We start from the raw sequence: 12,875 nt of genomic DNA, 5'->3' as shown, positions 1-12,875 counted from the left end.
AAATAGAGTACCAATTACCACCCCGGGGACGTTATGGATTCGACGGGGGTAGGTCGGTCGTATGTTGCGTGTCGAGGGGTCGGCCTCGTTAAAACGCAAACGCCTATAACTGGCAAAACTAACACACAACTCGCAGCAGCCTAAGTGCCCTGCGGATCCTGACATCCATCGCTTGTGTGGATGACTTTCAGGGTCTCAAACTAAGCAAGCTACGCTTCAACCTCGCCGTCTGAGGGCGCGAAGAAGAGATGAAACAGACTGGATGCGACAACGCCTGTTTATCGGCAGTGTCACATCGAGATTCAATAGATAAACTACACACGTAGAAGCATACGTTACGATGCCTTCGGACGCGGGTTCGACTCCCGCCGTCTCCATTTTGAAGCAGTCTGTAACGACTGCGATTCAATGATTTTCATGTAAGACCTTCTAATTTCATTGAGATTAGAAGGTCTTTGCTTTTGATTGAAGCTAGAAAGAAAGGAAGGTGAAACGCATGGGGAAATATCAATTAGACACAAGAAGCAAAGTAGCTGCGGCGAAGTACCAGGACGGCAAAAAGCCGACTGTCTCGAACAAGAAAGAACGATTGAACCAGCTTCGTGAAGCGTATTTGCAGAAGCAACAAGAGAAGAAGTGATCTGACGAAGGATTTTTGAGTGACTGCTCATTAGTCCTTTTCTTATGGATAGCGGACACCGGTCATTAGGTTTTTGATGGGAATCAAGGGATTGAGCATTGTTTTGTTGAATAGAAACCACGAGTTGTTTTTTGAAAAAACGTCAAATAAACATACATACCATAGGAGGAGTTCACATGTCTAAAAAATCGACGGAATTGATTGTGAATGGGGTCAAAAAATATGGTCCGACAGTAGGCAAACTTGCATTAAAACATAACAAAGAAATCATTGGGGCTTTAGGGTCAATCAATTTAAAGAAACGATTTAATAAGTCCGATGATCCCGATCAAAGCCCTAAAAAAGCCAAAGCCAAGAACATGCATCCGCGAAAGCAACGATACCAATACTATTTAACTGAAGTGACCCCTACGTTAGATACTCGAAATCGCGATGAGTTACTTGAATACAAATTGGAAGTAGAGCAATGCATTCGACAAACCAAAATGGAGCAAGCACAAGACATCGTCATCAAAAAACAGATTCATGAGGGGCGGATTAAAGAGTGGGAGACCATTCTCACTCACATCGTGAGTCAAATGACCATCAAGGACTATATGGAATATTTGAGGCTCTTCAACAATCCAGAGTATCAAAGTGAATATTTCGCAGGCTTTGCAACGGATGTGGAGAAATTCAAAAAACTCAATACGGTCGAACAGTATGATGCGCTCGTTCAGTATGTTCACGAAAAAACAATGATCGACATCGAACAAATTAAAAGAGAGTTTTCTGCTCCTGTTTGATGGACCGAGATCCACTTCCATAAGTCCTCATATTAATAATTTGAAAGTTAAAGGTGGCGGAGTTAATTTAACAAGTCACCTTAACCAAAAACAAGTCGAATCTCGTTAAACAAACTAACCCCTGAATGAAAGACACTTAATAATAAGTGCTCATTCAGGGGTTAGTTTGTGACTTAGGATACTTAATTCAGAATGGGTTCATTCACTTCAACCTCATCACTATCGAAAGGCAAGCTTGAAGTAGGTATGATTCCCACTTCATCCATTTCGATACTTCTAAAGTATTCGTGTGCAACCATTGTTGTCTTAAATTCAGCAGTTGGATCGATTGTTTCAACTAAAGTTTGTAATTCTTTAACCGTTGTCACAAAAAACTCTTTACGTAAGTTCACTTTATTTAAGCGCTTATCACTTAATTCTTGATGGAGTTGATATTCTAAGCCCACTGCATCATCTGAGAAAATCATTGCGTGTACATCGAATTTAAAAGGCACAGATGCGTCCCCAAGTTCATCAACTCGATCTTGTGGGTTCATTCGTCTTGTCATTCCAACTTTGAATACTTGTTTACCGAAGGAACCTAGATTTGAGATAGCATAAACATAACCAGCTTTACCATTCGCTCGTTTAAAAATTTCTTCTTTCTGCTCTACAACATTGTTTTGTTGTTGCTCAAGTTCTGAAATACGTGACTGTAATTGAGCAATTATATCTGGATTAGTTTCGCTGATTAGAAGCTCATTCGTACGTTGTAATTCTACCTCGAATTTGGCCTCTTCTGCCTCTAATTTTTTCTTTTGTGCTTCTAACTCTTTACGTTCCGCAGCTTCTTGACGCATTTGCTCTCGAATTAAACGTTGTTCTTCTTTTTCTTGTTCACGCTTAATGTAATACTGATACTCAACCTCAATCGCTTCAATGAACAACGGTTCAAGTTCTGCTAAAAATTTTGAAATAGTTGGTGAAATTGAAGCATTACCGTTTGTTGAAATAGCTAAATATTTTCGAATCAAAGCTTTTGCATTGTCAATAGCTTCTTCATGTTTTGCGTATGAAAGGGTATAAAGAATATTCTGCAATTCAGCTTGTAAGCCTATTACCATTAGTTGATAGATTGCTTGGTTTGCCTTTGTTTTGTAGCGATCTTTATACTTATCTAACAATGTTGCAATTTCTTTTTTGATTTTATTAATTTGTTTTCGTAATTCTTTTGAATTCATTGCATGATAATCTAGTTCTACCAGGCTTTTCATAATACTTTCTTCATCATAATTTGCTAATAATAGTTCTAACTCATTCGGAAGATTATCTTCGTTGAATAATTGTGGAAATAAATCGATTAAATTGCGAATACCATTGAACTCTGTTTTCAGTTTTGAAAGTTTAGTACTTTGTGATTTTATATTTTTGCTCAATTTTTCATTTTCAATTGATAACTCATCACGCTCTTCTGCAAACTTTTGAAGTTCAGCTATTTTCTTTTGATTGTTCAATATGATTTCATCAATAATTCGTTTTCCTTCCGACTCGTATTCAGCTCGTATTTGTTCTATATAGCTTGCTTTGTTTTCTTCAAAAATATTTAGAGAATTTGAGATATTTACTTGAATCTGGTTATGTTCGATTTCTAGATTATTTAGTTCCGTTTTCAAAGAAGTGATTTCTTCTTGCAAATTTTTAACTTCAGAGACCTGTAGTTTTAATTTTTCTGACTTCATATAATAGAAACGACCAAACAGTAAAATAAAACCTATAATTGAAGTCAATCCAACCGTTATAATTCCTGCCAAAATTAATGTCAGTATTGTCCACCAACTAAAATACCAAGGTGTTTTTATTTTCACTTTTTCAATCTTATCTGCGCTCATAAACCTCAACCTTTCTCTTATGTAGATACTTACTAATATTATTTTACTGAAGAAATTACAATAAAACATTATAATTAGTTAAAAATGTAAAATAATTTTGTGGAAGGATTTATTCAATTTAGATATTTTTATATTTAGATGATAGATGCTTTAGATAGATTCAATCTGACTGCTGTTTTTTATTTAGAGAAACTAGAAAGATTTTAGTGTATAAATTGATAACTTTTATAGTGATGGATGTAGAATCAGTAGAGATATACAAAATATCCTGACGCTTCATCGGGAACCGAAAGCTGATGACGAAGAACGCGTTCGGACATGGATGTCTGCGTTACAAGAGAACGACATCTTGCAGCGAGCCGAAATTCGTGTCGACTATACCGCTAAAAACGGAGAACTTCTAGATGATGGTACTGGTTTAGATTTATCGTTTTAACAATAATCCCACTCTCCAATCGGAAAGTGGGATTTGTTCAGTCAAACACTCGACTGATCCAGCGTTTGAAAAAGGGTTGGTCTGATTGTGTCACGCTATGATTGTCGAGCTCCACCTCTTCGATCGCCTCATTCGGAGACCTCAATTGAATCGTCATCTCGTCACCGAGTCCGGTCGTGACACCGCTCTCAAATTGAAGATTTCGCGTCACATAAGCGTTTGCGTATAAGAAGCCGCCTTTTTCCTCCACTTGTACATCCTGAATCGTATAGTGAAATTGCTCGACCCAATCCCGCTGACCGAGGAGAAGCCGGACGACGTCATCTTCGTGTGACAGTTTCGTTCGCTCGATATCCTCGAGAGGAGTATACGTTTCAATCGCTGTTTGCTGCGCTTCTAAGATGTCTTTGAAGTGATGTGTCGCAACTTCCGTCGTCCATGCAGCGGAACCCGTCTTCGACTCGGTCGCATAATGGAAAAGAGCAAATCCAATCAAGGAGAATAACGCCACGGCACTTACTCGTTTGAACTGTTTCATCGTCGAGCTTCCTCCATATCAATTATAGATTGAAGACGTTAAAAAGATTGTCAATGATTCTCGCTATTACTCTAGTGACTTATCGACCGGTGATTTGATCAAACCAATTCGCGACCAAGTCCGCACTGCCATCTTGGAACATAAATATGGATACTCCGACCATCACAAGCCCAACTAAAATCAACCCACCTTGCTTCGCGCGACTTGCAATCCCTCGCACGATGAGGATAATTCCCAATCCAAGCAAAAGAAAGTACCAAAATCCCATGAATATCCCTCCTTTTTCTAATTATTCTCATTTTAGTATGAATCGGTCGAGCAGGCTCTACATACTTAGACTGATTTATCTTTTAAAAAAGAAGGGTACATTACCTCTATGCGAATAATTAGGGGAGTGACCATTATGCGGAAAACAATTGTCATTGCGGGGGCGAGCGGCTATATCGGCTCGAACGTGATGGAACAGCTAAAAGAAGAATACGACATCATCGCGTTGTCGCGATCGACGAAGAATAAAGAAGATGAAGCCCATATCACGTGGCGTGCCTGTGATTTGTTCTCATATGAGGCAACAAAAGAAGCATGTGAGGGAGCGGACTACGCGATGTTCCTCGTCCACTCGATGATTCCGGACGGGGGATTGACGCAGGCGACGTTCGAAGACATGGACGCGCTCATCGCGGATAATTTCGCCCGGGCAGTGAGCGCGAAAGATATCGAACAGATCGTCTATTTGAGCGGTATCATCCCAGAAGAGTCGAAGACGTTGTCGCGTCATTTGAAGAGTCGACTCGAAGTCGAACGCATCCTCGGCGGACAAGGCGTGCCGGTGACGACGATTCGGGCGGGGCTCATCATCGGTCCAGAAGGTTCGTCGTTCCCTATTTTAGCGAAGCTCGTCAAACGATTGCCTTCGATGATCCTGCCACGCTGGACGAAGACGGAGACACATCCGATCGACATTCGGGAAGCCGTTCAGGCACTCATCTCGGTCGTCGGTGCCGAGTCGCTTTATGACCGTCATATCGACATCGGAGGCCCCGAAGTGATGACGTATCGGAAGATGATCGAGCAGACGGCCGAAGTCATAGACAAGCGTCGTGTCTTGATCGACTTCCCGTTCCCGACAATCAAACTGTCGCGGCTGTGGGTCATGGCCGTCACGGGTGAACCGAAGGCGACCGTCTATCCGCTCGTCGAGAGCATGGGGCACGCGATGGTGGCAAAAGATACCGTCGAAGGCATCGGCCAGGGAGAAATTCCATTCAAACAGGCTGTCGAACATGCGCTTGAGGAAGAAGAGAAGCAGTCCTCGGGCGAGAAGAAGAAAAAGCAACCGAAATCGTATACGGTCCGTTCGATTCAGCGGTTCGGTCTGCCGGAAGAAAAATCGGCACTTTGGATGGCGGACACGTACTTCGAATGGCTCGGTCGTTTTATGTATCCGCTCATCCAGACGACAAAAGAAGACGATGATTGGGAGATCGCGCTACTCGATCCATCGTTCGTCGCGCTTCATCTATCCCTCGAACGAGAAGCGACAGACGATATGGCGTCCTTTGCGATTGACGGGGGCAAGTTTGTCAAGTTAAGTGAAGAGGATAAGACGGGGCGTCTCGAATTCCGGCGATTACCAGAGTCGGATGAAGGACTCGTCGCCATCCATGAGTTCGTACCGGCCCTCCCGTGGTGGTTCTATACGAAGACGCAGGCGAAAGCCCATCTCGTCGTCATGTGGCTGTTCGGTCGTCATGTGAAGTTGCTGGGGAAAGACGCGGAAGATGGCGATCAAGTCGTAGAAGCTCCGACGAATTGAAGGGAGGCGCATCGAAAGGTGCGTCTTTTTCTTTTGTACATTCTGTTAACGTTTTTCTCAACCCGTTTACAAGCCCTCTTTCCAGGCGTACACTAAACTCGTTTTTGAACTGATTGGAAAGAAGGAATGTATGATGCAAGAATCACTCTCCACACGTGAGATGTGGCAAAAGGACATCTCGGCCGGAATCACGGTCGGTGTCGTCGCCATACCACTCGCCATGGCATTCGCCATCGCTTCAGGCGTCCCGCCGGTATATGGGCTCTACACGTCCATCTTCGCTGGAATCCTCGTCAGTCTGTTCGGGGGTTCGACGTTTCAAATCGCCGGGCCGACGGGAGCGTTCATCCCGATCGTCTCGGGTGTCGTCCTCGCTTACGGATATGAGGGGTTACTCGTCACGACCGTTCTTGCGGGAATCTTACTGCTCCTCATGAGCGTGCTCCGGGTCGGACGGCTCATCCGCTTTATGCCTCGTGCTGTCACGATTGGCTTCACGGCCGGGATTGCCGTCGTCATCTTCGTCGACCAACTCGATGAGTTGTTCGGGGTCACGTTTGAGAAGGCGCCGCATTTTCACGAGAACTTGCTTCGCCTCGGTCAGGCGTTGCCCGAAGCATCGATGTGGCCGATTGTCATTGCCGGGATCGGCTTCTTGACGCTTTGGCTCGTGCCGAAGCTACCGTTCCGTTTACCGCTCTTACTCATGGCGATGCTCGTCCCGACGTTCGTCAGTCTCCTCATCCCGGGTGAGGTCGCGACCATCGGAAGTGCATACGGTGGCATCCCGAGCGGAATACCGGAATTCAACTGGCTTGCGATCGACCTCGACCTGATTACGACGCTCCTCCCATCCGCGTTCGCCATCGCCTTCCTTGGCGCACTTGAGTCACTTCTTTCGGGAACGGTCGCCGACGGGATGGCGGGGACGAAGATGAAACCGGACAAGGAACTGTTCGGACAAGGCCTTGCGAACGTGATCACACCGTTCTTTGGTGGGATTCCGTCGACAGGTGCCATCGCTCGGACGGCGACAAACATTCAGGCGGGGGCGGTCAGTCGACGTGCCGGCGTCATTCACGGGATCACGGTGCTCGTTGCGGTACTCGTCCTCGCCCCATTCGCGAGTTACGTGCCGCTCGCCGCACTCGCCCCGATCTTGATGCGGGTCGCCTGGAACATGTCCGAACGCCATCACGTGATGGCGATGTTGCGTCATCGTTCCTCCGAGTCGCTCGTCTTACTTGTCACGCTACTATTGACAGTATTCGTCGACTTGGTCGTCGCCGTCGAGGTCGGCGTCATCTGTGCGCTCGCGCTCTTTGCGAAACGGATGGCCGATACGATTGATGTGCGCGAACGGACAGAACGGTACGTCACGCGAGACGGCCAAATCGTCTTCAGTGTCGAAGGTCCCCTCTTCTTCGGTGCGGTCGAGTTGTTCGAGCACGTCCTCCATCACATCCATCGGGAGCCGGACGTATTCATCTTCAACTTCCACCGCTGCCCGGTCATCGATGTGACCGCAGTCGAGGAGTTGCGTCGTGTCGTCACCGAACTGAAAGCGGCCGACCGTCACGTCATCTTCGCGCACCTGTCTCCCTCGGTCCGCGCGACGCTTGCTCACTATGGTCTGCTCGACGGAATCGAGACGTTCGAGACGACCCAGGAAGCGATCGAGGCGTCTTAACGAACGGACAAGATATCGGTGAACGGGACGCGGCGCACCTCGCCGTCGAACAGTTCGACCTCGCGCTCGGCGTAATAGATGGCATGGACATAGCCGCGCATGCTTGTCGTCAAGCCGTCCACGAACAAGGTCACTTCGACCTGATCGCCTTCACGGATGGCCCGTTCGAGCTCGGTCTGCCAGAGATAGAGGAGCTGTTCATCCAAATCGGGCAGTTCGATCTTTTGGATTTGTGCATAATAACGTTTCAGTAGGGCGACGTGCTCGGGCATGAGAAATGGGATCCATTTCAACTCACCCCGGTCACGATAGCGGGTCTTGCTCATGAGGAATCGCCTCCTTGTTTATGTCCGCCGATTAAACGTTGGCGCGTCCGGAGCGGACTGTCTTTTAGTAGGCTCGATGCCGGTCGGATCGTGCCGCGACCGAACCGGACGTTCAAGCCGTCAATCAAATCGAGGAAGTCGAGCCGTTTCGCCTTCGCCCATTCGTCTTCGAAGAACGATAACTGGACGTGGTCGCTCCGCGGCTCGAGCTTGCCGAGAGCGACCGAGACGTAACGGACGGCCTCCGTCTCTTCCCAGCCGTCTAAAAATAGCTGCACTAAGATGGGGAGAAACTCTTGCTCGTCCGCTGTGAAGCGGGGGAGCTTCTTTTGTTTACTGAAGCCACCCCGGTCGCTCGTTCGCGTATAGCGCACCCCGAGGTGGAGCGTCCCCCCGACGAGTCCCGCTTGCCGTGTCCGCATGCCGACCTCGACCGCGATCGCCTGTAAGGCGAGCCGGATTGCGGAATACGTCGTGTAGTCTTTCATGAGGGTGATGCCGTGTCCGATCGACTTCGGTCGCGTCCGTTTCGCCCCGAACAAGGAGCTCGCTGGCAGGATGGTCGGCGACTCGTCGATGCCCCAGGCGTGATGCCAAAGTTCTGCACCGATCACACCGAACTTTTCATGAAGGGATTCGAGCGGATAGCGGGTCAAATCCCCAATCGTGAAAATGCCGAGTCGCTGCAGATGGACCGCCATCTTCGTCCCGACGCCCCACATCTTCTCAATCGGGGCAGGGTGAATCAGTCGCTCGACGTCTTGGAGAAGGCACGTGGCGACACCCTTCTTTTTCGCATGCAAATCGAGGACGAGCTTGGCGAGGACGTTGTTCGGTCCGATGCCGATGGTGACGGGAATCCCTGTATAGCGAAAAATCGTCGCACGCATGAGGTGGGCGACGTGCTCGTCACTTCCGAACAGTCGCTCCGTCCCGGTCATGTCGACGAGCGTCTCGTCAATCGAATAGACGCGAATCGCCTCGGGCGGGGCGAACTGATGAAGGATGTGGATGATTTGGATGGAAACGTTCAAATAATGACTCATCCGCGCCTCGGCATAGAGGACGTCTTGCCGTTCGTGCCACGGGAGGCGGTCGATGTGGAAGCGACGTGACCCGGTCTTGATGCCGAGCTGTTTCATCTTCGGGGTCGTAGCGAGGACGAGCGCCCCGCTGTCCCGGAGGTTCGAGAGGACGACGAGCTTCGTGTGATAAGGATTTTTGTTGCGCGCGGCACACTCACAACTGGCATAGAACGAGACGCTGTCGATACAAAAGATTCGTCTGCGCATCGTCACCACTCCTTTTTACGAACAAATGTTCTGTTTTTTTCATCGTAACACGGTCTCACGTCATCTCAAATAGTGAATTGAAAATATTTTTACAAAGATTTTTTGAAAATTACCCAAAATTTATAGGTTTTCACGTGTCTAAAAACCAACTTTTAGGAAGTTTTCGTAAAAAAGTATCCGAATTGGTTCGATTTTCGTTATAATAGACGAGTATGTAAGTGATGAATTGATAGAAAGATGGAGGCTATTAGTGTGATCCAATTTGTAAAACAGTTAACGAATGATCAAAGCCGGCGTTTGAAAGCGTATGAACGACGGGTCGCGCGTATTAATGGATTAGAGACAACGATGAAAGCCCTCTCGGATGACGAGATGCGTACATATACGGAGACGCTCAAAGCACGTCTCTTGGATGGAAAGAAAGTGGATGACATCGCGGAAGAAGGGTTCGCTCTCGTCCGAGAAGCGTCGGTTCGTGTGCTCGGCATGCGTCACTATGACGTCCAGCTCATCGGTGGATTTGCCCTCCTCGAAGGGAACATCTCGGAGATGCCGACCGGGGAAGGGAAGACGCTCGTCGCCGCCTTACCGAGTTACGTCAAAGCACTCGAAGGAAAAGGCGTCCATGTCATCACGGTGAACGATTATTTGGCGAGACGTGACGCTGAACAGATCGGGAAGATTCATGACTTCCTCGGGTTGACGGTCGGCTTGAACGTACCAGACATCGAGGCGGACGAGAAGCGTTCTGCGTATCAGGCAGACATCACGTATGGGGTCGGGACGGAGTTCGGATTCGACTACTTGCGTGACAACCTTGTCCATAAGCCGGAAGAACGGGTCCAACGCCCGTTCCATTTCGCAATCGTCGATGAAGTCGACAGCATCTTGATCGATGAGGCGAAGACACCGCTCATCATCGCGCAAAAGGACCGATCGCACATTCGGTTGAAACAATTGGCGCAACAGATCATTTCCGAGTTCGGTGAGACCGATTACGAGGTCGACCTCGAGTCGAGATCTGCGACGTTCACGGAAGAAGGAATCGTCAAGATTGAAGAGCTGTTCGCCATCGACAATCTGTTCAGCGCCTCACATCAGGTGCTCTATCACTATCTCGTCCAGGCGCTCCGGGCGAACGTCTTGTTCGAGCTCGACGTCGACTATATCGTCCGTGAAGACAAGATTGAACTGATCGATTTGTTTACGGGACGCATCATGGAAGGGCGGAGCTTGTCGGAAGGGTTGCATCAGGCGCTCGAGGCGAAAGAAGGCGTCACGATCACCGAGGAGAACAAGACGACGGCGGAAATTACGATCCAGCACTATTTCCGCATGTATCCGCTCGTCGGTGGGATGACGGGGACGGCCCAGACGTCACGCCAAGAGTTTTTGAAGACGTACAACATGGACGTCGTCCAAGTGCCGACGAACCGCGAGCGTCAGCGTGTTGACCATCCGGACCGCATCTTCATGACGACCGAGCAAAAGTATGCGGCGGTCACTGAAAAAGTGGCGGAACTTCATGCGATGGGACGTCCGGTGTTGATCGGGACGACCTCGATCGCACAGTCAGAAGCGATCAGCAAGCACTTGAAGAAGAAGCGGATCGAGCATGACGTGTTGAACGCGAAGACGGTCGCACAGGAAGCGGACATCATCGCAGACGCCGGTCAATTCGGCAAAGTGACGATCGCAACGAACATGGCCGGACGCGGGACGGACATCACGCTCGACGCAAAAGCGAAGGAAGCGAGCGGTCTCTTCGTCATCGGGACGGAGCGCCACGAGTCAAAACGTGTCGACAACCAGCTCCGCGGTCGTTCGGGACGTCAAGGCGACCCGGGTGCGACCGAGTTCTTCGTCTCGCTCGAAGATGAGATCGTGAAACGCTATGCGGCGCAAAAGTTAGAACGCGTGGAGAAGAAGTTGAAGCCGAGCGCGACAGGTGAGGTCTCAACGAAAGATGCGATCGAGATCATCGAATATGCGCAGACGACGATTGAAGGACTCGGCGTCTCGATTCGGGACTACTTGTTCAAACTCGATGACGTCTTGAACGAGCAGCGGAATATCATCTATACGATTCGTAACCAGGCCGTCAACGCCGATGCGGATGCCATTACGAAAAACGTCCTCGGCATGATGCGTCTCGCCCTCGAGAACAGCATCGACATGCATGTGTCGGATGAACTCGTGCCTGAGGAATGGCCGATCGATGAGTTGAAAGAAGACTTGCGCTACTTGACGATGCAGGAGCCGACATGGGCAAATGACATCGCGGATACGCGTGAACTGAAGGATGCCTTAAACGACTGGATGGAGACAATCATCACTACGACGGCGTCACGCCTCGAACAGGACGACATCGTCCTCTTCGCGAAAGAGTCGCTTCTCCGCGCCGTCGACATGAAGTGGACGGATCATTTGACGACGATGAGCGGATTGAAAGAAGGGATCGGTCTTCGTAGCTACGGTCAGGAAGACCCGAGCCGTCAGTTCGGAAAAGAAGGACTTGAAATCTTCGAACAGACGTATATCAATATCGCACGGGATGTCACGACGGAACTATGCCAGCTCGACCGCTACTTTGCAGAGATGGCAGAGGAGGAAGTATAATGTTAGGATTTCGTAAACGTAAACAAATCGAGACAGGAAATAAAGAGGAAGGACGCCAATTGACGCTCGTCATCGACGATGCGATGGGGATTCCGAAAGAGGATGAGTACGTCTTCCGTTACCACGCGAAACGACTTCCCGCACTTCTCGACAACCAGCTCTCGATCGAGTTGTTGAATGCCGAGTCGCTCGGACATGACTTGTCAATCGTGGCGTTGTTCCGCAATACGCTTCCGAGCTCGTTCGAGATCAACGAGTTGCCGGTCCTCTTGTTGGACGCGAATAACGTCCCGATCGGACGGAAGGTACTAGGGCGTTCTGAACTGCCGAGCTTTGAAGCGTGGACGAGCAAGCCGGTCTACTTGGACTTCTTCTTGGATGAGATGTTCGGCGAGGTGGAGTCGTACGACTCGCTCCGACTCGTCTTCCAAATGAACCCGATTGACCCGCTACAACTCGTATCACCGGAAGAAGAAGCGACATTCTCGAAACGAGCATGGCAACAGCTCATGCGGACGAATATCTCGACGCCACCGGTCGGGGAGAACGAGTTCAATTTGATGCTCGTCTCGGTAGAGAAAGAAGAGACGAACGTCACGGCGACGATTCTCCTCCGCAACGGGTACGACCGCCACTTGAACGTCGAGAAACTCCCGCTTGAACTCGTAAGTGGCGAGGACGTAATCGGCTTCACGATGATTCGTCTTGAAGAGCCAGTCCATGGTAAACATGCGTACCCGGTATCGGTCACGTTTGAAGAAATTGAGGGCGATGGACCGTTCAGCGTTCGTATTAAACAATGATAGGAGAATAGACCTGATTTCTGTAAAGGAAATTAGGTCTATTTTTATACAAAAATGTAATA

The 12,875-nt window shown here is 48.7% G+C and carries 11 protein-coding genes and 1 other RNA gene; 7 read left to right on the top strand and 5 right to left on the bottom strand.

All coding sequences use genetic code 11. From position 1 onward, the window contains the following. Positions 1 to 24 precede the first annotated feature (24 nt). The 3 genes from ssrA to KNO98_RS04880 all read left to right on the top strand — a co-directional run bounded on the left by ssrA (position 25) and on the right by KNO98_RS04880 (position 1,425). Positions 25 to 380: a transfer-messenger RNA gene (gene ssrA / locus KNO98_RS04890) on the top strand. Between the two features lie 116 nt (positions 381 to 496). After that, on the top strand, positions 497 to 640 hold the full coding sequence (locus KNO98_RS04885) for a hypothetical protein (protein WP_012726898.1): 144 nt from the start codon (positions 497 to 499) through the stop codon (positions 638 to 640). Between the two features lie 176 nt (positions 641 to 816). Further along, positions 817 to 1,425, top strand: a complete 609-nt coding sequence (locus tag KNO98_RS04880) for a hypothetical protein (protein ID WP_214699433.1) — start codon at positions 817 to 819, stop codon at positions 1,423 to 1,425. Between the two features lie 182 nt (positions 1,426 to 1,607). Here the strand turns inward: KNO98_RS04880 and KNO98_RS04875 are convergent, their stop codons facing one another. From KNO98_RS04875 to KNO98_RS04865, 3 genes are all read right to left on the bottom strand, one after another. Next, positions 1,608 to 3,293, bottom strand: coding sequence for a GIY-YIG nuclease family protein (locus tag KNO98_RS04875; protein ID WP_214699431.1), 1,686 nt, complete (start codon positions 3,291 to 3,293; stop codon positions 1,608 to 1,610). 473 nt (positions 3,294 to 3,766) lie between these two features. Beyond that, the gene (locus tag KNO98_RS04870) at positions 3,767 to 4,267 is read right to left on the bottom strand and encodes a hypothetical protein (protein WP_214699428.1); all 501 of its coding nucleotides are present in this window, start codon (positions 4,265 to 4,267) and stop codon (positions 3,767 to 3,769) included. A gap of 79 nt (positions 4,268 to 4,346) precedes the next feature. Continuing rightward, entirely contained in the window at positions 4,347 to 4,535 is a 189-nt protein-coding gene (locus KNO98_RS04865; protein WP_214699425.1) for a hypothetical protein, read from the bottom strand. 135 nt (positions 4,536 to 4,670) lie between these two features. Here KNO98_RS04865 and KNO98_RS04860 point away from each other — a divergent pair, with 135 nt between their 5' ends. Then, positions 4,671 to 6,083, top strand: coding sequence for an NAD-dependent epimerase/dehydratase family protein (locus tag KNO98_RS04860; RefSeq protein ID WP_214699422.1), 1,413 nt, complete (start codon positions 4,671 to 4,673; stop codon positions 6,081 to 6,083). A 133-nt stretch (positions 6,084 to 6,216) separates the two neighbouring features. Next, entirely contained in the window at positions 6,217 to 7,773 is a 1,557-nt protein-coding gene (locus KNO98_RS04855) for a SulP family inorganic anion transporter (protein WP_251129575.1), read from the top strand. On the opposite strand, the gene KNO98_RS04850 is transcribed toward KNO98_RS04855, so the two are convergent. After that, positions 7,770 to 8,099 carry a YolD-like family protein gene (locus KNO98_RS04850; RefSeq protein WP_026825463.1) on the bottom strand — a complete coding sequence of 110 codons (330 nt, stop codon included), beginning with the start codon at positions 8,097 to 8,099 and terminating at the stop codon, positions 7,770 to 7,772. The two genes, KNO98_RS04855 and KNO98_RS04850, sit on opposite strands and share 4 nt — an antisense overlap. Further along, positions 8,096 to 9,391, bottom strand: coding sequence for a Y-family DNA polymerase (locus KNO98_RS04845; protein WP_214699418.1), 1,296 nt, complete (start codon positions 9,389 to 9,391; stop codon positions 8,096 to 8,098). Before KNO98_RS04845 ends, KNO98_RS04850 begins: the two co-directional genes overlap by 4 nt. A gap of 252 nt (positions 9,392 to 9,643) precedes the next feature. Between KNO98_RS04845 and secA2 the strand changes: the two genes are divergently transcribed. Together secA2 and KNO98_RS04835 are read left to right on the top strand one after the other, a co-directional pair. Next, positions 9,644 to 12,010, top strand: a complete 2,367-nt coding sequence (secA2, locus tag KNO98_RS04840) for an accessory Sec system translocase SecA2 (RefSeq protein WP_214699416.1) — start codon at positions 9,644 to 9,646, stop codon at positions 12,008 to 12,010. Then, positions 12,010 to 12,813 (top strand): SLAP domain-containing protein, encoded by an 804-nt coding sequence (locus KNO98_RS04835; protein WP_214699409.1) that lies wholly within the window; start codon positions 12,010 to 12,012, stop codon positions 12,811 to 12,813. Before secA2 ends, KNO98_RS04835 begins: the two co-directional genes overlap by 1 nt. Positions 12,814 to 12,875 lie beyond the last annotated feature (62 nt).

The organism is Exiguobacterium sp. s57, from assembly GCF_018617685.1.
GTDB lineage: Bacteria > Bacillota > Bacilli > Exiguobacteriales > Exiguobacteriaceae > Exiguobacterium > Exiguobacterium marinum.
This window is presented reverse-complemented; position numbering and strand designations above follow the sequence as displayed.